The sequence below is a fragment of the Planomonospora corallina genome, assembly GCF_042650625.1.
Taxonomy (GTDB): Bacteria; Actinomycetota; Actinomycetes; order Streptosporangiales; family Streptosporangiaceae; genus Planomonospora_B; species Planomonospora_B corallina.
The window spans coordinates 271,732-289,627 of record NZ_JBHSBM010000017.1; the positions used below are offsets into that span (position 1 = coordinate 271,732).

Consider the following 17,896-nt stretch of genomic DNA (forward strand, 5'->3'; position numbering starts at 1 on the left):
CGCCCCTGAAGGGCGCCGGGAGCGGCCTCGCGAAGGGCGGTCCGGCAGGGCTCCGCGGTGCGCACGGGCTCCGGTGAACATCGGGAAATTGGTTTATACCAATTGGTTCATACCAATTCATGGGGTGACCGATATCACTCGGAAAATATCGCCAATTTTAAGTGGATTAGACCGCATGGAGGCATGTGACCTGCATAGATGCCTTACTTGGGCGTGTGTGGCGTTTCATCCGCTTCTTCGTCGGTAGAGTCCCGACTAAGGCGGAAGCGCACGTCATTTGAAGCCGTAGAAGGAGCAGCCGTGCCCAAGTACGTTTACGACTTCACCGAGGGCAACAAAGATCTGAAGGATCTGCTCGGCGGTAAGGGGGCCAACCTGGCCGAGATGACCAATCTCGGCCTGCCGGTGCCTCCCGGCTTCACCATCACCACCGAGGCGTGCCGCCGCTTCCTGACCGACGGCGCCCTGCCCGGCGGCCTGGAGGAGGAGATCTCCCGGCACCTGGCCGCGCTGGAGGAGAAGATGGGCCGCCGCCTCGGCCAGGCCGACGACCCCCTGCTGGTCAGCGTGCGCTCCGGTGCGAAGTTCTCCATGCCCGGCATGATGGAGACCGTCCTCAACATCGGCCTCAACGACGAGTCGGTCCGGGGCCTGGCCAAGCAGGCCGGCGGGAACGAGCGCTTCGCCTGGGACTCCTACCGCCGCCTCATCCAGATGTTCGGCAAGACGGTCCAGGGCATCGACGGCGAACTGTTCGACGAGGCCCTGGAGGAGCTCAAGAACGGCCGCAGCGACCTCGACCTGGAGACCGAGGACCTCCAGCGCCTCGTCGAGACCTACAAGGGCATCGTCCGCGAGCAGACCGGGTCGGACTTCCCCGCCGACCCGCACCGGCAGATGCTCATGGCCATCACGGCCGTCTTCGAGTCCTGGAACGCCCCGCGGGCCGTCCTGTACCGCCGCCAGGAGCGCATCCCCGCCGACCTGGGCACCGCCGTCAACGTCTGCACGATGGTCTTCGGCAACTGCGGCATGGACTCCGGCACCGGCGTGGCCTTCACCCGCGACCCCGGCAGCGGCCACCAGGGCATCTACGGTGACTACCTGCAGAACGCCCAGGGCGAGGACGTGGTGGCGGGCATCCGCAACACCCTTCCGCTGCAGGAGCTGGAGCGCATCGACAAGCGCTCCTACGACGAGCTCCTGCAGATCATGGAGAAGCTCGAGAACCACTACCGCGACCTGTGCGACATCGAGTTCACCATCGAGGGCGGCAAGCTCTGGATGCTCCAGACCCGGGTGGGCAAGCGGACCGCGGCCGCCGCCTTCCGCATCGCCGTCCAGCTGGTGGACCAGGGCCTGATCGGCATCGACGAGGCGGTCACCCGCGTCACCGGCGACCAGCTCGCCCAGCTGATGTTCCCCCGCTTCGACGGCGGCGCCGAGAAGAAGAAGATCGCCAAGGGCATGAACGCCTCCCCGGGCGCGGCCGTAGGCAAGGCCGTCTTCACCGCCGAGCGGGCCGTCGAGCTCGCCGCGCAGGGCGAGGCCGTCATCCTGGTCCGCCGGGAGACCAACCCCGACGACCTCGCCGGCATGATCGCCGCGCGCGGCATCCTCACCTCGCGCGGCGGCAAGACCTCGCACGCCGCCGTGGTCGCCCGCGGCATGGGCAAGACCTGCGTCTGCGGCGCGGAGGAGCTGGAGGTCTCCACCAAGGAGCGGCGGTTCACCGCCCCCGGCGGCCTCGTGGTCTCCGAGGGCGACGTCATCTCCATCGACGGCTCCACCGGAGAGGTCTTCCTCGGCGAGGTGCCCGTGGTCGCCTCCCCGGTCGTGGAGTACTTCGAGGGCGCCCCGGTCGGCGACGACGAGCTCGTCGCGGCCGTCGACCGCATCATGACCCACGCCGACGCCAGGCGCCGCCTGGCCGTACGGGCCAACGCCGACAACGCCGAGGACGCCTCCCGCGCCCGCCGGTTCGGCGCGCAGGGCATCGGGCTGTGCCGTACCGAGCACATGTTCCTCGGCGACCGCCGGCAGCTGGTCGAGGACCTGGTCCTGGCCGCCGGCGACGACGAACGGGAGCGGGCGCTGGCCGCGCTCGAGCCGCTGCAGCGGGCGGACTTCACCGAGCTCTTCCGGGCGATGGACGGCCTGCCCGTGACCATCCGCCTGATCGACCCGCCGCTCCACGAGTTCCTGCCCGACTACACCGAGCTCTCGGTCAGGGTCGCCCTCGCCGGGGACCGGGCCGAGGCCAAGGACGTCAAGCTCCTGGCCGCGGTCAAGCGCCTGCACGAGCAGAATCCGATGCTGGGCCTGCGCGGCGTACGGCTCGGCCTGGTCATCCCCGGCCTGTTCGCCATGCAGGTCCGGGCGATCGCCGAGGCCGCCAGGGCGGTGCCCGGCACCCGCGCCGAGATCATGATCCCGCTCGTCGGCGCGGTCCAGGAGCTGGAGTGCGTCCGCGAGGAGGCCGTGCGGATCCTGGCGGAGACCGGCGTCGAGGCGCTGGTCGGCACGATGATCGAGGTGCCGCGCGCCGCGCTGACCGCCGGCCAGATCGCCGAGGCCGCCGAGTTCTTCTCCTTCGGCACCAACGACCTCACCCAGATGACCTGGGGCTTCTCCCGCGACGACGTCGAGGCCGCGTTCTTCTCCCGCTACCTCGACCTGGGCGTCTTCGGCGTCTCCCCGTTCGAGACCCTGGACCGCGACGGCGTCGGCCGCCTCGTGCGGATCGCCGCGGAGGAGGGCCGCAGGACCCGCCCCGACCTCAAGCTGGGCATCTGCGGCGAGCACGGCGGCGACCCCGACTCGATCCACTTCTGCCACGAGGTGGGCCTGGACTACGTGTCCTGCTCGCCGTTCCGCGTCCCGGTCGCCCGGCTGGAGGCCGCCCGGGCGGCCCTGGCCGGCGGGGGCTCCGACACCCGCTAACACCCGCTGACGCGGCTGCGCCCGCCGCTCCGCCCGCGCCCTCCATCCCCGGAGGACCCCGTCCAACGGCCCGTGCCCGCCCCGCTGGGGGAGGGCACGGGCCGCGCGCGTTCCCGGTCCGGGAGGGGCACCCAGGAGGGCCACGGCCTTCCCCGGAGTCCCGCGAGTGTTTACCGAAGGGCCGCAGAAGGCATCGGCCTTCAGACCGGGGATGAATACGGTTTCTGTCAGAGGATGTCCCGCCGATAGGCGGGACATCCCGGGCTTCGGCATGCTGCACCGTACCCGCCCCATGCTGCGGCGCATAGCAGCACTACGCAGAGCGACTGAGCGTTAGAGCCTGCTGGCAAAGGCTTAAGCGCTCACAGGGACGGAACCGTAGAGAGCTGGTCCGATCTTGTTGATGTGGCCCTGGGGGGACCACTGGGACAGCTGGACGCGGAAGCTGTTGACGTTCTCGATACCGAGGATCGCGGCCGGCTCCGCCCCTCTCCGGGCCCGCCAGGGCTGAGCGGCCAGCAGCTCCAGGACCTTGCCGCGCCGGTCGGGGCTGGTCAGCTCCGGCAGGGGCGGCGGATCGCTCCAGCGGCCATGGAGCGGCCGACTGGACAGCTCACGAGTCAGGCGGCGGGTCATCTGGTGCACGGTGGCCCACCAGATCAGGGCTTCGTGATGGTCGGGCCTGCGCTCGTAGATGCGCACCAGCCGGCGGTAGCGGCTCAGCCAGGCGAACGTTCTCTCCACCACCCACCGGCGCGGCAGTCAGCTTGTCCCGGACCCGCAGGTAGCCCAGTTCGGGGATCAGGCCCGGGCCAACAGGAAGTAGATCCCGATTCGGGAGGGCAAGGCGCGCAGCCGCTGCTGGGTTGTGCCGGTGTCGGCCAGTACCGCGTCGATCAGCTCGAACGGCAGGTGCTGGGTGAGTTCGCCCAGGTGGCCGGGGCGAAGACTCCGTCGGTGATGGTGATGGTGATGGTGCGGGTGAGCGTGAGAGCGGCGGAATCAGAACGCAACGGGACCTCGGGACACGGGGGGATCTTGGCGGATCTCCTGGTCTATCAGAGGTCCCGTTCCTGTTCTTTCTGGCTGTGGTCGTACTCACCGATGGCTTGCCGCGTACTCGGGATCCTCAACTACGCGGCCTTGTCCCAAGATCGAATAATCGTTCGCCGACGGAGTGGCAGGCACGGCACAGTGCTTTCATGACAGATAAGGGACTGGATGCCGACGGGTTCATCGCACGGGAGGGCTCCTTGAGCCGCGTGCAGAAGGAGTTCGTAGCTGTAGTCGATGTCGCTCGCGAGCAGATCGCCGCGGCCTTCGACCGCACGCGGCTGCACAGCGCCTACCTCTGCGGCAGCATCCCGCGTGGCACCGCGATCCCCGCCGTCTCCGACCTCGACTTGGTGCTCGCCTTGCACCACGATCCCACCACCACCGACCGGGCCGACGCCGACGCGCTGGAGGCCATGCTTGATGCCTCCTTCTCTCAGGTCAACGGAGTCGGCACCCTGCTGTTCAGCACGGACACTCTGCTGAGCGATCTGGAACGCCATGACCTCGGCTGGTTCGTCGCCTGCCTGTGCACTCCGCTGTTCGGTGATGACCTGGCCGCACGACTGCCCCGCTACCGCCCCACCTCCCTGCGCGCCCGCGAGACCAACGGCGATCTGGACCTGATGCTCCCGCAATGGCGTAAGCGGGCGGTCACTATCAGTTCGGACACCGAACGTAGAGCGCTCACCCGCGTCGTCTCCCGCCGCATCGTGCGGACCGGCTTCACCCTGGTCATGCCCCGCTGGGGCGGCTGGACCAGCGATCTGGCCCACTCCGCTGAGATCTTCGCCGGGCACTACCCTCAGCGCGCCGCCCAGATGCGCCTCGCCGCGGCGACAGCCCGCACCCCGACAGCGGATGCGGGCACCATCAGCATGCTCATCGACAACCTCGGCCCCTGGCTCGCCACCGAGTACACCGCTGTTCACGGACACAAGACCTCACGGACCTGAGAGGGAGTTTTGTTAGCTTTTGTTCCTGTTCGTCGTGAATAGGCCAGGTTCCGGCTCGGTGAGGATACCGCGGCCGACCAGGCGTTTGAGCTTGGCGCGCATGCCCTCGACATGACGTGGCTGATCTCCGACGTCCAGGGCACGGCACAGGTCCTTGGCTCGCAGGCCGCCTTCAGTGCGCGCCAAGACGGCCAGAATCTCCTGGTAGGCGGGTGGAAGAGGTTCACCTGAGCCGCCTGCGCCGGGCCGGTCCTGCTCGTCCTGCCGCCCGGCGATCTCCAGCAGCGTCTGCCGGGTGAGCCGCAGACGGGACACCACCTGCTCGGCCTCTTCCAGCCGAGCCGACAACTCGGCGATCGCGGCGCGCAGCCGATCGGCTTCGGCATGAGCGTCCTGTTCGCGTTCGTCCAGGTGCCGCAGCAGTTCATCGGGCACCATCGGTGCGGCGCCGGAACGCGGTGGCCTCACGCCGCCAGGCTCAGACGCGCAGCCGGCCGCCACGGCGAGGTCGCGGTGCCGGTCAGCCGACGGGTCATATTGTCGGTCATCGACCAGTAGAGCATCGATTCGGCGCTGACGGTCAGCCGCTCGTAGCCCTGTACCCGGCGGCGGTGCAGCATCAGGCTGCCGTAGACCTGCTCGACCACCCACCGCTTGGGCAGCGGCGCGAACCCTCTGGTCTGCGGGTCGCGGTGCACAGTCTCCACCGTGATGCCCAGAGCGGCTCCGTGCGCGGTGACCGCGTTCTTGAACCCCGCGTTCACCCACGCTTTGGTGACGGCGGGGTTGTCGATCGTGACCTTGTCCAGCAGGGCGACGCCGATCGCGTTGTCGTGCACGCTTGCGGCGGCCACCACCACCGCGATCACCAGCCCGGTCACGTCGACGGCGATGCCCCGCTTGCGGCCCCGGCTCTTCTTGCCCGCGTCCAGCCCGGTCGTGGCGGCCGGCGCGCTGACCGAGGCGTGCACGGTCTGGGTGTCCAAGACCACCGCGGTGGGGTCCTCTCGCCGTCCGGCCTTCTCCCGGGCCTGGCAGCGCAGCAGGTCATGGATGGTCTGGTCGGTGCCGTCGTCGCGCCAGGCGGCGAAGTAGTAGTACACCGCGGTGTGCGGCGGCAGGTCATGGGGAAGGTATCGCCACTGGCAGCCGGTCCGGGCCTGGTAGAGGATGGCGTTGACGATCTCCCGCATCGCGTAACGCCCCCGATGTCCGCTGACCGAGGGGTGCCGGGCCTTCCATGCCGTGATGACCGGCTCGATCAGCGCCCATCGTTCGTCGGACAGATCGCTGGGGTACGGCTTACGCTCGCCCATACCGCCAGTCCACCGGGTTCACACCGAGCGTCGACCTCCATCACAGGACCCTCACCTCCGAGAGAACCCATATGAGGACGATCCATCACAAAACTCCCTCTCAGGCAACGGCACCGGCCTGCTTCTTCGGTGTTCGCCCTCCCTGATCATCGATCGGCCGCTAGCGTGTTCGAGTCCGATACGGGAAAAGGAGTCATCCGGCGGGCCGAGGGAGGTGTTTCGCGTGCTGACCGGGCGCCGCTACCGGCTGGAGTTCGACACCGGGCAGCGACTGCTGGCCGAGCGGGTGGCCGCGGTGTGCCGGTCGGTGTGGAACACCGGCCCGGCCCAGCGCCGCGCCTACCGCGACCGTGGCGCGTTCATCGGCTACGCCGAGCAGTGCCGCCAGCTCGCCGAGGCCAAGAAGGAGTTCCCCTGGCTGGCGGAGCCGCCCGCCCAGGTGCTGCAGCAGACGCTCAAGGACCTGGACGCCGCGTGCCGCCGGCACGGCACCGGGAGGGTCCGCTGGAAGACCAGGCAGCGGTGGCGGCCGTCGTTTCGTTTCCCCACCCCCGCACACGTCCCGGTCCAGACGGTCAACCGCAGATGGGGGCGGGTGCTGCTGCCGAAGTTCGGATGGGTGCCCTTCCGGCTGTCGCGGCCGCTGGGCGGGAGCGTGCGGTCGGCGACGGTCTCCCGCGACGGCGTGCACTGGTTCATCGCGTTCGTGGTCGAGGACGGGCATCGGACGCCGGAGGTGCACGCCCGTCCGGATGCGGTGGCGGGGGTGGACCGGGGGGTCGTCACCGCGGCCGTCACCAGTGACGGGGAGTTCTTCGATCGCCGCCATGCCGGCCCGGCCGGGGTGTCCAGCATGCGCCCTCCGACCGAAGGAGAAGGCGAGGGCGGGAAGCGGGCCGGGTATCTGTCGGCCGGTGAGGCGGAGCGGTATGTCCGGTTGCAGCGCCGCCTGGCCCGCGCCCGCAAAGGGTCGGCCCGGCGCGCCGGGGTGGCCGCCCAGATAGCGCAGCTCATGCGGCGGGCCCGGCAGCGGCGGGCGGACTTCAACGCCCAGGCCGCGCACCGGCTGACCCGCGACTACGCGCACATCGTCTTCGAAGATCTGAACGTGCGCGCGATGACCGCCTCGGCGGCCGGCACGGTGGACGCGCCAGGAGTTCGGGTGGCGCAGAAGTCCGGACTGAACCGGGCGATCCTGGACAAGGGCTGGTACGGGCTGGAGGTCGCGGTGCGCTCCAAAGCCCGCTGCACCGGCAGCATCGTCAGTATGGTCCCGGCCGCGTACACGTCCCAGACGTGCTCGGCTCCGGCCTGCGGGCGGGTGGACGCCAAGAGCCGCGACAGCCAAGCGCTCTTTCGCTGCACCGCCTGCGGGCATACCGAGCACGCCGACGTGAACGCGGCCAAGTGCGTCAAGGCCACAGGACAGGCGGCCGGGCCGGCCGTCTCAGGGCGTGGAGACCTCGGGGTCGCCTGGGTCGGTGAAGCGTCAAGCACCCGTTCCACAGCGCGCGGCGCGCCGTGCGCTGCCGCGTGAGCGGCACGGGAATCCCCGTCCCTTTCAGGGCGGGGAGCAGGTCAACGGCGGTTCGGCATGGACCTCCCCTACGTGGATAAAATCACTGCACTCATGCAGCACTACGATCAGCGCGACCAGGAACGATGGGTGCCGGAACCCCCCGGCAACCCGGAGCGAGGGCCGTTCGCCCGGGACCGGGCACGGGTGCTGCACAGCGCCGGGCTGCGGCGGCTCGCGGCCAAGACCCAGGTCGTCGGGCCGGGCGAGACCCTCGGCCACGGCCAGCACATCCCCCGCACCCGGCTGACCCACTCGCTGGAGTGCGCGCAGATCGGCCGCGAGATGGGCGAGGCGCTCGGCCGCGACCCCGACCTCGTGGAGACCGCCTGCCTGGCCCACGACCTCGGGCACCCGCCGTTCGGGCACAACGGCGAGACCGCGCTCAACGAGATCGCCGCGCCGTGCGGGGGGTTCGAGGGCAACGCGCAGAGTCTGCGCCTGCTCACCCGGCTGGAGGCCAAGATCCTCACCGAGGACGGCCGCAGCGCCGGGCTGAACCTCACCCGCGCCGCCCTCGACGCGGCCTGCAAGTACCCCTGGACCCGCGGGGCCGCACCGCCCCCCGCCGCCGACGGGCGGCGGCCGTACGGGGCCTACGACGACGACCTGCCGGTCTTCGAGTGGATGCGCCGGGGCGCCCCCGACGGGCGGGCGAGCTTCGAGGCGCAGATCATGGACTGGGCCGACGACGTCGCCTACTCGGTGCACGACCTGGAGGACGCGCTGCAGGCGGGGCTGGTCACGCCGGAGGCGCTGCGCGACGCCGCCGAGCGCCGCGACGTGTGCGTGACCACCCGCGCGTGGTACGCCCCCGACGCCGACCCCGCCGAACTGGAGGAGGCGTTCGCCCGTCTGGTCTCCCTGCCGCTGTGGCCCCGCCACCTCGACGGCTCCCTGGCCGGCCTCGCCGCGCTCAAGGCCCTCACCAGCGCCCTCATCGGCCGCCTGTGCCGGGCCGCCGAGTGCGCCACCCGGCAGGCGTACGGCCCGGCTCCGGGCCGCTACGGCGCCGACCTGGTCGTGCCCCGGGACGTCCGCCTGGAGTGCGCGGTGCTCAAGGGCCTCACCGCCCACTACGTGATCACCAGCGAGGACCACAGCGCCAACCGGGCCAGGCAGCGGGAGCTCATCCACGAGCTGGCCCGGCTGATCGCGCGGGGCGCGCCCGGCTCGCTGGAGCCCGCGCTCCGGCCCGCCTTCGCCAGGGCGGAGGACGACGCGGGCCGGCTCCGCGTGGTCGTCGACCAGATCGCCTCGCTCACCGACACCTCGGCGGTCACCTGGCACCGCCGCCTGAGCGGGCGCTGACCGGGTGCTGACCGGGCGGGCGCTGACGTGCGGGCGCGTCAGTCGTTCAGGCTGATCCTGGTCTTCTCCGGCTTCGGCTCGGGCTTCCGCTCGGGGGCCTTGGACGCGCACAGGATCGCGCACTTCGGCGTGGCGCCGACGCGCTTGACCATCGCCCGCGTCTCGGCCGCGGGGGAGAGGGTGCGGTTGCCCTTCAGCCAGGCGTCCAGATAGTCCCAGGGCTCGACCATGCCCCGCCGTACCCACCACAGGGAGGGCTCGGTCTTCCAGGAGATGGCGAAGTAGAGGTTGCTCGCGGTGGCGCGGGCGTTGCCCGAGTTGCCGACCTGGCCGAGCACCTGCCCGGCCTTGACCCGCGTGCCCGGCGCGATCCCCGGGGCGACCGCGTCCAGGTGGCCGCCGAGATAGAGCACGCCGTCCTCGCCGAGGACCGTGACGAACCGGCCCTCGCGGTCCTGTCCCTTGTCGGTGGAGGGCCTCCACCGGTTCTTGGTGTTCACCTCGTGGACCACGCCGTCCACGGGGGAGACGAACGAACAGCCCTTGGGAGCCCAGATCGTGGTCTTGGGAAGCACCAGGAGCTTGCTCTGGTAGGAGGTCTCGCACCCCTGCACGGGGAAGGTGTACGTGAACTCGGAGACCTTCGGCGGAGGCACCGGGACCGGCTCGTCGCCCTTGGGCGGCGCCACCGCCGGGGTGGCCGAGGGCTCGCCCTGGGCGACCGGCGCGGGGATCGTCGCCGTCACCGGATCCGCCGCGGCGGCCTCGGCCCCGGAGGCCGGCGGCACCGTGCTGACCCCCGCGACCCCGGCCGGGGAGCCGCACGCCCCCACGGCGAGGACGGCGCCGGCCACGGCGGCCAGCCGTGCTGTATGTCCCGATCGATGCCCCGATCGCATGATGTCCACCCGCATAAGCTATCCAGAATAGGCCGTTACCTTTGTAACGGACCCCGGCATCGGCCACGACCTGTTCCGGAAAGTCGCTTTGCCTCCGGCCGTCGCCGGGCCCGGCCCGCTCCCGCCCAGGGCTGTCGGAGGGCCGGACTAGACTCACGGCGTGGCAGGCCGGATCAGTGACGACGACATCGCGCTCGTGCGGGAGCGCTCCCCGATCGCCGACGTCGTGGGCGAGCACATCCAGCTCCGCAACGCCGGAGGCGGCAACCTGAAGGGGCTGTGCCCCTTCCACGAGGAGAAGAGCCCCTCCTTCAACGTCACCCCCGCCCGTGGCTACTACTTCTGCTTCGGCTGCGGGGAGGGCGGCGACGTCATCACCTTCGTGCGGCGGATGGAGCACCTGTCGTTCGCCGAGGCGGTGGAGCGGCTGGCGCAGCGGGCCGGCATCCAGCTCCGCTACGAGCAGGGCGGCTACGTGCCCGGCCGGGAGCAGGGCGAGCGGAGCAGGCTCGTCGAGGCGCACCGGGCCGCCGCGGAGTTCTACGCCGCCAAGCTGTCCGACCCGGAGGCCGCGCCGGGCCGGCGCTTCCTGTCCGAGCGCGGGTTCGAGCGGGTCGACGCCGAGCGCTACGGCGTGGGCTACGCCCCCGCCGGATGGGAGGCGCTGACCCGGCACCTGCTGGCGCGCGGCTTCACCGCCGCCGAGCTGGTCAAGGGCGGGCTGGCCAAGGAGGGGCGGCGGGGGCCGATCGACCGCTTCCGGGGGCGGCTGGTCTGGCCGATCCGCGACATCACCGGCGACGTCATCGGCTTCGGCGCGCGCAAGCTGAACGACGCCGAGGACGGCCCGAAGTACCTCAACACGCCGGAGACGCCGCTCTACCGCAAGAGCGAGGTCCTGTACGGCGTGGACCTGGCCAAGCGGGAGATCGCCAAGCACTCCCAGGCCGTGATCGTCGAGGGCTACACCGACGTGATGGCCTGCCACCTGGCCGGGGTGACGACGGCCGTGGCCACCTGCGGCACCGCGTTCGGCGCCGAGCACATCAAGGTGCTGCGCAGGCTGCTGCTGGACCACACGGGCTCGCAGGGCGAGGTCGTGTTCACCTTCGACGGCGACTCGGCCGGGCAGAAGGCGGCGCTGCGGGCCTTCGCCGACGAGCAGAAGTTCTCCGCCCAGACCTACGTGGCGGTCCAGCCGGACGGGCTGGACCCGTGCGACCTGCGGGTCCAGCGGGGCGACGCGGCGGTCCGCGACCTGGTGGCGGGCAGGCAGCCGCTGTTCGCGTTCGCGATCCGCAGCACGATCTCCCGCTACGACGTGAGCACCAACGAGGGACGGCTGGCCGCGCTGGACGCCGCCGCGCCGATCGTGGCGGGGATCAGGGACCGGGCGCTGCGCGGCCTGTACGCGGTGGACCTGGACCGCTGGCTCGGCTTCAACAACGAGCGGTTCGTGGTCGACCGGATCACCGAGGTCGCCGGAGCCCCCGGGGCCTCCGGCGCGGGCTCGGGGCGGGGCCGCTCCCGGGAGGGCGGGCCCGGTCTCCAGGGCCGCCAGGGGCCTCAGGGGCCTCAGGGGCCTCAGGGGCCGCGGCGCGTCGCCGACCTCACCGACCCGGGCGTGCGGACCGAGGCCGAGGTGCTGAAGCTGGCGGTGCAGCGTCCGGCGCTGCTCGGCGCCCGGTTCGACGCGATCGGCCCGGAGGCGTTCACGCTGCCCGAGCACGTCGCGCTCCACAAGCTCGTCATGGACGCGGGAGGGGCGGTGTCGGGGGGCCCGGGCGGGCGCGAGTGGGTGGACCGCCTGCTCGCCGCGGCCGGCGACGACCTGCGCGGGACGGTCACCCGGCTGGCGGTGGAGGAGCTGCGGACGGATCCCGCCAACGAGCAGCGGTACGCCTCCGACCTGCTCACCGCGCTGGAGACGATCTCGGTCTCCCGGGCGATCGACCAGCTGAAGTCGGAGCTCGAGCGGACCGACCCGGTGGCCGCTCAGGAGGAGTACAACCGGCTGTTCGCGGAGCTGCTCCAGCTGGAGAGGCAACGGCGGGCGCTGCGGGAGCGGACCGCCGGCGGCTGACCGCGCAATCGGCTTTAATTTCCTGGCGCGTATTCGACCAAACCTGAATTAGGTCTCGATCCGATAATGATTGCGACCTTACCTCTGGTGACAAAAATAGGTCTGCCGTTTTGGGTGACTAATACAGCAGACTGTGTCCCGTGGGTGCATCGGTGCTGCCAAGCGGGCCGCCTTCGGTAGACCAGGTGGCCGACCTCGTCGCGAAAGGGAGGGAGCGCGGAAGCGTCACGGTCGACGACGTGGCCGCGGCTCTCGACAGATCCGAGCTGCCGTCCGACGCGCTCGAGCGCGTCGTCCGGATGCTCGCCGAGAACGGAGTGGAGGTCCTCGAGCCCCAGGGAGAGGAGGAGAGCGCCAGACCCGAGGAGGAAGAGGCCGGAAGACGGGCGCCGACCAGCGACCTGGTCCGCATCTACCTGCGGGAGATCGGGCGGGTGCCGCTGCTCACGGCGGAGGAGGAGGTGGAGCTCGCCAAGTCCATCGAGGCCGGCCTGTTCGCCGAGGAGAAGCTCGCCGGCCTGGTCTCGCCGCTGGCCTTCCCGGAGCTGAGCGAGCTCGCCTGGGATGGGCAGCGGGCCAAGCAGCGGCTGATCGAGGCCAATCTCCGGCTGGTCGTGTCGATCGCCAAACGCTATGTGGGACGCGGAATGCTCTTCCTGGATCTGATCCAGGAAGGCAACCTCGGTCTCATCCGGGCGGTCGAGAAATTCGACTACACCAAAGGCTACAAGTTCTCCACATACGCCACCTGGTGGATTCGCCAGGCGATCACGCGGGCGATCGCCGACCAGGCGCGCACCATTCGCATTCCGGTGCACATGGTGGAGACGATCAACAAGCTGGTCCGGGTTCAGCGCCAGCTCCACCAGGACCTCGGCCGGGAACCCGCGCCGGAGGAGATCGCGCTGGAGATGGACCTCCCGATCGAGCGGGTGATCGAGATCCAGCGCATCGCCCAGGAGCCGGTCTCGCTGCAGTCGCCGATCGGCGAGGAGGACTCCGACCTCGGTGACTTCATCGAGGACGCCGACGCGGTGGTGCCGATGGAGGCCGCGGCCTTCATCATGCTGCAGGACCAGCTCGAGGAGATCCTCGCGACGCTGTCGGAGCGCGAGCAGCGCATCATCCAGCTGCGCTTCGGCCTGGCCGACGGGCATCCCCGGACGCTGGAGGAGGTCGGCCGGGAGTTCGGCGTGACACGTGAGCGCATCCGCCAGATCGAGTCCAAGACCCTGGCGAAACTACGCCACCCGACTCGGGCGCAGATACTCCGCGACTACCTGGACTGAAGGGGAGGCGGCCCCGGCCCGCGAGGGGGCGTCCGCCAGGCCCGGGAGACGGGCGCAGGGGCCCCGGAGCGACGCTCCGGGGCCCCTGCGCGTCCGCGTGGAGATGCTTTCCCCGGAAAACCGCTCCGATCGTCCCGGAACACCGCTCCGGTCCGTCCTGGAACACCGCTCCGATCGTCCCCGGGAAGGCCGCTCCGGCGGTCCGGGAAGGTCCCTCCGGCCGTCCCGGGAGGGGCGGTCCAAGGGCGGGTCAAGGAACCCGCCGACGCGGTTAACGCGCCCGCCGAGCCTCTGACCGCTCCGCCGCCGCGTGCAGGAAGCTGATCTCCCATCCAGAGCAGCCGATCTTCTCGTGGTGCGAGAGGAAGTGGAGGATCATATGACCGACCTCAGCCGTCGCAGGCTTCTGACCGGTGCGGGACTGGCGGTGGGCGCCGGCGCCGCGACCGGTGCCGGGCTGGTGCGGTTCGTGCCGCCGGAGCCTGCCGCGGCAGCCGCATCAGATGAGTTGATCCCCTTCCACGGTCCTCATCAGGCGGGGATCGCCACCCCCGTCCAGGAACGGCTGCAGTTCGCGGCCTTCGACCTCTCCACGACCTCGGCGGCGGAGGTGACGAAGCTGCTGAAGCTCTGGACGGCGGCGGCCGTACGGATGACCACGGGGCAGGAGGTCGGCAGGGGCGCCACGGGCGGAGCGACGGTCCCGCCGGACGACAGCGGCGAGACACTGGACCTGGCGGCCTCGCGGCTCACCCTGACGATCGGTTTCGGTCCCTCCTTCTTCACCAGGCTGAACCTGCCCGCGCCGATGAAGGAGCTGCCGCCCTTCCCGGGGGACCGGCTGGACCCGGCCCGCAGCGGCGGCGACATCTGCGTGCAGGCGTGCGCGGACGACCCCCAGGTGGCGGTGCACGCCGTACGGAACCTGACGAGGATGGCCACCGGGACGGCGCGCATCCGCTGGTCGCAGATGGGCTTCGCCAGGGCCGCCACGAGCTCGCCGCACGAGAAGACCCCGCGCAACCAGATGGGCTTCAAGGACGGCACCAACAACATCGCCATCTACGACGAGAGCAAGCTGAACAGGCACGTCTGGGTGGGCGACGAGGGCCCTGAGTGGATGTACGGCGGGTCCTACATGGTCACCCGGCGGATCCGGATGCACCTCGAGCTGTGGGACCGGACCTCCCTGAGGCACCAGGAGGACACCATCGGCCGCCACAAGCGCAGCGGAGCCCCCTACGGCGGCAGCCACGAGTTCGACCCGGTGCGGATCCACAACCTCCCGCCCCGCTCCCACGTCCGGCTGGCCCACCCCGACTCCAACGACGGGCGCAGGATCATGCGCCGCGGCTACTCCTACAGCGACGGCACCGACAGCCGGGGACGGCAGGACACGGGCCTGTTCTTCATCGCCTACCAGCGCGACCCGGAGACGGGGTTCATCCCGCTCCAGCGGCAGCTGTCGGCCGGTGACGCGCTCAACCGGTACATCCAGCACGTCGGCTCGGGGGTGTGGGCGTGCCCCGGAGGCGTCCGGCAGGGATCGTTCTGGGGTGAGGCCCTGTTCTCGTAGGCGATACAGGCGCAGACTGGACGGATGGAAGCGCGGGCGGCGATAGACGATGCCGCACTCGAGCGCGAGGCGTGGTCGGTTCTCAACGCGAACCGCATGGGGCCGGCCACCGTGCCCGCGCCCGGGCTCTACCCCCACCAGTGGAGCTGGGACTCCACCTTCGTCGCGCTCGGGCTGGCCCGGCGGGACGGCCGGAGGGCGGGCGGGGAACTGCTCAGCCTGCTGGCCGGGCAGTGGAGCACCGGCATGGTGCCGCACATCGTCTTCCATCCGATCCATGCCGAGGTCTACTTCCCCGGCCCGTCCGTCTGGCGGTCGGCGGAGCATCCGGCCTCCCCGCGGAGGGTGGCGACCTCAGGACTGACCCAGCCGCCGATGCACGCCCTGGCCGTCTGGCAGGTGTGGCGGCACGCGACGGACCGGGACGAGGCCGCCGCGCTGGTTCGGCGGCTCTACCCGATGCTGGTGGCCCAGCACGAGTACCTGGCCACCACCCGCGACCTGGGCGGAGGAGGGCTGGCGGCGATCGTCCATCCCTGGGAGTCGGGGATGGACGACAGCCCGGTGTGGGACGACCCGCTGGAGGCGCTGCCCGGGATCCGGTACGCCCGCCGTGAAGAGCTGCCCGACCGGCATCCCGACAGCCACCAGGACCGCTACGTCTGGCTGGCCCTGCGCTACCGCGACTCCGGTTACGACGGGTCGTACCTGCGGCAGGAGCACCCCTTCGCGGTCGAGGAGCCGATGTTCAACGGGATCTGGCTGGCCTCCTGCGAGGCGCTCGCCGAGCTGGCACCGGTGGCGGGGGCCGATCCGGGGCCGCACCTGGAGGCCGCGGAGCGGATCCGCGCGGGGCTGCTGGAGCGGCTCTGGACCGGCGGCGTGTTCCACGCCCGCGATCTGCGGAGCGGACGGCTGATCCCCGTCTGCACGGTCGGCTGTTTCGGGCCGATGCTCGACCCCCGGCTGCCGGGGGACCGGGTGGCGGAGCTGGTGGGCGTGCTGGAGTCGGCGCGGTTCATGGGGGCGGCCGGCTACCCGGTGCCGAGCTGCGAGATCCGGGCGCCCCAGTTCGACCGCTCCCGCTACTGGCGGGGACCGTCGTGGGTGAACGCCAACTGGCTGCTGCGGCAGGCGGCGATACTGCACGGCCGGGTGGAGCTGGCCAGGCAGCTGACCGCGGCGACGCTCCGGATGGTCCGGCAGTCGGGCTTCCGCGAGTGCTTCGACCCCTTCGACGGCAGCGGCAGGGGCGGCAGGGACTTCTCCTGGTCGGCCGCGCTCACCCTCGATCTGCTGGCGGACGGCATGGGGAGAGGTGAGGCCCCCGGGACGGGGCCGTGTTCCCCGCGCGGACATCGTTCCGCGCGCGGATAGCGTGGAGGCATGAGGCTCTTCAACCGCGTGCCGGCCGAGATCCGCGCCGCCGTCGTCCCCCCCGACAGGGTCCTGACCTATGCCCCCGGGGCCGACGGCTACGTGACCGTCACGGACCGGGCGCTCTATCTCGGGCGGCTGCGGTTGCCGTGGTGCCAGGTCGACCGGGGCGTGTGGGACGAGGACGGGCTGACGGTCGTCACCACGGGCGGGCGGGAGCACCGGGTGCCGCTGCCGGATCCGGGGCGGATCCCGGAGGCGGTGCGGGAACGGGTGGTCTCCTCGATCCTGGTCAGCCAGTACGTGCCGCTGGACGCGCGCGGGGGAGTGCGGCTGGTCGCCCGGCGCGGGGAGGACGGCGAGACGGTCTGGAGCCTCGGCTTCGACGAGGGGCTCGACGGGAACGACCCCGGGCTGCGGGCCTTGGCCGAGCAGGCGCTGGAGGGGGCCCGCCGGAGTTTCGGAGTCTGAACCCGCTCCTGGTCCCGGACGGGACCCGGACGCACGACCGCCGCCGGACGGATATCCCGTCCGGCGGCGGCCGTGCCCGGGCCGCGGCGGGCCGGCCCGACGCCCGGTCGATCCGGTCGGCTCAGCGCCCCCGGTCGACCCGGCGTCCTCCGCCCGGCGCGGTCCTGCCTCAGTACGGCGAGGTCGGCGAGGTCGAGGACGTCGCGGCCGTCGTGGTCGTCGCGGTCGTCGCTGGAGAGGAGACGGTCCGCGCCTCCTCCTCGGGCCAGCCGGTCCCGCTCCCGTCGTGCTCCTCGCCCCGGTGGGGCAGGCGGTTGGCCACCTGCTCCTTGGCCATGCTCTTCACCTTGGTGACCTGCGCGCCGACCAGGCCGGCCGCCTCCTGCACGGAGGGGTTGTCGGTCACCCGCTGGGCCATCCTCCTGATCTGCTCGTAGCGCTCCCTGCCGGCGCGGCTGCCGAGGACGTAGCCCACCGCCAGGCCCGCGCAGAACATCATCCGGTACATCTCCACCTCCACAGGCGTGCTCAGCCGGACCCTACCCACGGATCGCGATTCCTCTCCGACCTACCCGAAGCCGTCGATGCGACACGCACTCCGGGAGTGCGCTAATCTATTCATGCGCCGCAGGGAGCGGGGGGAAAACCCCCGGTCACGGGCGCGAAGCACGATCCCGTGTAGCTCAATCGGCAGAGCAGCCGGCTGTTAACCGGCAGGTTATAGGTTCGAGTCCTATCGCGGGAGCCACCCAGAAGGCCCCGGGAGCCCAGCTCCCGGGGCCTTCTGACGTTCCTGCCCCGTTCGGCGGACAAATGCTGGTGAATCACAGAAAATGATGAGCGCTGCACCCTGCGTCGCAGTGCGCGTCCCGCGCCTCAGGACGCGGACGCGACGCGGGGAGCGCGACTGCCGCGGACCACAGTGACCGCAGTGGGGAAGGGCCACTGCGCGCAGGGCACCGGGCCGCCCGGAACGGCCGCCGTGCCCGTGAGTTGTGCATGGGTGGTTGGTTCAGTGCTGACCTGGCGGAGGTCCCGGCGGCGTG

14 protein-coding genes, 1 tRNA gene and 2 pseudogenes are annotated in these 17,896 nt (G+C 71.1%); 10 read left to right on the forward strand and 7 right to left on the reverse strand.

Annotated elements, in window-relative coordinates:
* Positions 1–300: 300 nt before the first annotated feature.
* Positions 301–2,943 carry a pyruvate, phosphate dikinase gene (ppdK, locus tag ACFOWE_RS14405; protein WP_377287824.1) on the forward strand — a complete coding sequence of 881 codons (2,643 nt, stop codon included), beginning with the start codon at positions 301–303 and terminating at the stop codon, positions 2,941–2,943.
* Positions 2,944–3,297: 354 nt separating this feature from the next.
* Here the strand turns inward: ppdK and ACFOWE_RS14410 are convergent, their stop codons facing one another.
* The 3 genes and pseudogenes from ACFOWE_RS14410 to ACFOWE_RS14420 all read right to left on the reverse strand — a co-directional run.
* Positions 3,298–3,579, reverse strand: coding sequence for a hypothetical protein (locus tag ACFOWE_RS14410; protein ID WP_377287826.1), 282 nt, complete (start codon positions 3,577–3,579; stop codon positions 3,298–3,300).
* Positions 3,568–3,705: pseudogene (locus ACFOWE_RS14415) on the reverse strand (transposase); the annotation flags it as partial. The pseudogene ACFOWE_RS14415 and the gene ACFOWE_RS14410, both read right to left, overlap by 12 nt.
* A pseudogene (locus ACFOWE_RS14420) lies at positions 3,701–3,956 on the reverse strand (transposase domain-containing protein); the annotation flags it as partial. The pseudogenes ACFOWE_RS14420 and ACFOWE_RS14415, both read right to left, overlap by 5 nt.
* 189 nt (positions 3,957–4,145) lie before the next feature.
* On the opposite strand from ACFOWE_RS14420, the gene ACFOWE_RS14425 reads away from it, so the two are divergent.
* The gene (locus ACFOWE_RS14425) at positions 4,146–4,952 is read left to right on the forward strand and encodes a nucleotidyltransferase (RefSeq protein WP_377287828.1); all 807 of its coding nucleotides are present in this window, start codon (positions 4,146–4,148) and stop codon (positions 4,950–4,952) included.
* A gap of 12 nt (positions 4,953–4,964) precedes the next feature.
* On the opposite strand, the gene ACFOWE_RS14430 is transcribed toward ACFOWE_RS14425, so the two are convergent.
* Together ACFOWE_RS14430 and ACFOWE_RS14435 are read right to left on the reverse strand one after the other, a co-directional pair.
* Positions 4,965–5,390 carry a hypothetical protein gene (locus ACFOWE_RS14430; RefSeq protein WP_377287830.1) on the reverse strand — a complete coding sequence of 142 codons (426 nt, stop codon included), beginning with the start codon at positions 5,388–5,390 and terminating at the stop codon, positions 4,965–4,967.
* A gap of 26 nt (positions 5,391–5,416) precedes the next feature.
* Positions 5,417–6,268 (reverse strand): IS5 family transposase, encoded by an 852-nt coding sequence (locus ACFOWE_RS14435; RefSeq protein WP_377287832.1) that lies wholly within the window; start codon positions 6,266–6,268, stop codon positions 5,417–5,419.
* A 223-nt stretch (positions 6,269–6,491) separates the two neighbouring features.
* Here ACFOWE_RS14435 and ACFOWE_RS14440 point away from each other — a divergent pair, with 223 nt between their 5' ends.
* Both ACFOWE_RS14440 and ACFOWE_RS14445 read left to right on the forward strand, forming a co-directional pair.
* Positions 6,492–7,805, forward strand: coding sequence for an RNA-guided endonuclease InsQ/TnpB family protein (locus tag ACFOWE_RS14440; protein ID WP_377287834.1), 1,314 nt, complete (start codon positions 6,492–6,494; stop codon positions 7,803–7,805).
* Between the two features lie 93 nt (positions 7,806–7,898).
* Complete coding sequence (locus tag ACFOWE_RS14445; protein ID WP_377287836.1) at positions 7,899–9,155, forward strand: deoxyguanosinetriphosphate triphosphohydrolase; 1,257 nt, start codon at positions 7,899–7,901, stop codon at positions 9,153–9,155.
* 38 nt (positions 9,156–9,193) lie between these two features.
* Here ACFOWE_RS14445 and ACFOWE_RS14450 read toward each other — a convergent pair whose 3' ends face one another.
* Entirely contained in the window at positions 9,194–10,054 is an 861-nt protein-coding gene (locus ACFOWE_RS14450) for a M23 family metallopeptidase (protein ID WP_377289124.1), read from the reverse strand.
* A gap of 160 nt (positions 10,055–10,214) precedes the next feature.
* Here ACFOWE_RS14450 and dnaG point away from each other — a divergent pair, with 160 nt between their 5' ends.
* The 5 genes from dnaG to ACFOWE_RS14475 all read left to right on the forward strand — a co-directional run bounded on the left by dnaG (position 10,215) and on the right by ACFOWE_RS14475 (position 16,850).
* On the forward strand, positions 10,215–12,137 hold the full coding sequence (gene dnaG, locus ACFOWE_RS14455) for a DNA primase (RefSeq protein ID WP_377287838.1): 1,923 nt from the start codon (positions 10,215–10,217) through the stop codon (positions 12,135–12,137).
* A 185-nt stretch (positions 12,138–12,322) separates the two neighbouring features.
* Positions 12,323–13,426 (forward strand): RNA polymerase sigma factor RpoD, encoded by a 1,104-nt coding sequence (gene rpoD, locus ACFOWE_RS14460; RefSeq protein WP_377287840.1) that lies wholly within the window; start codon positions 12,323–12,325, stop codon positions 13,424–13,426.
* A 379-nt stretch (positions 13,427–13,805) separates the two neighbouring features.
* Positions 13,806–15,002 carry an iron uptake transporter deferrochelatase/peroxidase subunit gene (gene efeB / locus ACFOWE_RS14465; protein ID WP_377287842.1) on the forward strand — a complete coding sequence of 399 codons (1,197 nt, stop codon included), beginning with the start codon at positions 13,806–13,808 and terminating at the stop codon, positions 15,000–15,002.
* A gap of 24 nt (positions 15,003–15,026) precedes the next feature.
* Entirely contained in the window at positions 15,027–16,379 is a 1,353-nt protein-coding gene (locus tag ACFOWE_RS14470; RefSeq protein ID WP_377287844.1) for an MGH1-like glycoside hydrolase domain-containing protein, read from the forward strand.
* Between the two features lie 9 nt (positions 16,380–16,388).
* Positions 16,389–16,850 carry a hypothetical protein gene (locus ACFOWE_RS14475; RefSeq protein WP_377287846.1) on the forward strand — a complete coding sequence of 154 codons (462 nt, stop codon included), beginning with the start codon at positions 16,389–16,391 and terminating at the stop codon, positions 16,848–16,850.
* Between the two features lie 169 nt (positions 16,851–17,019).
* Here the strand turns inward: ACFOWE_RS14475 and ACFOWE_RS14480 are convergent, their stop codons facing one another.
* Entirely contained in the window at positions 17,020–17,397 is a 378-nt protein-coding gene (locus ACFOWE_RS14480; protein WP_377287848.1) for a YtxH domain-containing protein, read from the reverse strand.
* Between the two features lie 125 nt (positions 17,398–17,522).
* Between ACFOWE_RS14480 and ACFOWE_RS14485 the strand changes: the two genes are divergently transcribed.
* Positions 17,523–17,598: transfer RNA gene (locus tag ACFOWE_RS14485), tRNA-Asn, on the forward strand.
* Positions 17,599–17,896: the final 298 nt, after the last annotated feature.

What these genes read in the sequence shown, in the direction of transcription:
- ACFOWE_RS14445 (WP_377287836.1), top strand. Translation starts at nt 7,899, where the DNA reads ATGCAGCACTACGATCAGCGCGACCAGGAACGATGGGTGCCGGAACCC.
- efeB (WP_377287842.1), top strand. Translation starts at nt 13,806, where the DNA reads ATGACCGACCTCAGCCGTCGCAGGCTTCTGACCGGTGCGGGACTGGCG.
- ACFOWE_RS14450 (WP_377289124.1), bottom strand. Translation starts at nt 10,054, where the DNA reads ATGCGATCGGGGCATCGATCGGGACATACAGCACGGCTGGCCGCCGTG.
- ACFOWE_RS14410 (WP_377287826.1), bottom strand. Translation starts at nt 3,579, where the DNA reads ATGACCCGCCGCCTGACTCGTGAGCTGTCCAGTCGGCCGCTCCATGGC.
- ACFOWE_RS14475 (WP_377287846.1), top strand. Translation starts at nt 16,389, where the DNA reads ATGAGGCTCTTCAACCGCGTGCCGGCCGAGATCCGCGCCGCCGTCGTC.
- ACFOWE_RS14470 (WP_377287844.1), top strand. Translation starts at nt 15,027, where the DNA reads ATGGAAGCGCGGGCGGCGATAGACGATGCCGCACTCGAGCGCGAGGCG.
- ACFOWE_RS14425 (WP_377287828.1), top strand. Translation starts at nt 4,146, where the DNA reads ATGACAGATAAGGGACTGGATGCCGACGGGTTCATCGCACGGGAGGGC.
- ACFOWE_RS14435 (WP_377287832.1), bottom strand. Translation starts at nt 6,268, where the DNA reads ATGGGCGAGCGTAAGCCGTACCCCAGCGATCTGTCCGACGAACGATGG.
- ACFOWE_RS14430 (WP_377287830.1), bottom strand. Translation starts at nt 5,390, where the DNA reads ATGGTGCCCGATGAACTGCTGCGGCACCTGGACGAACGCGAACAGGAC.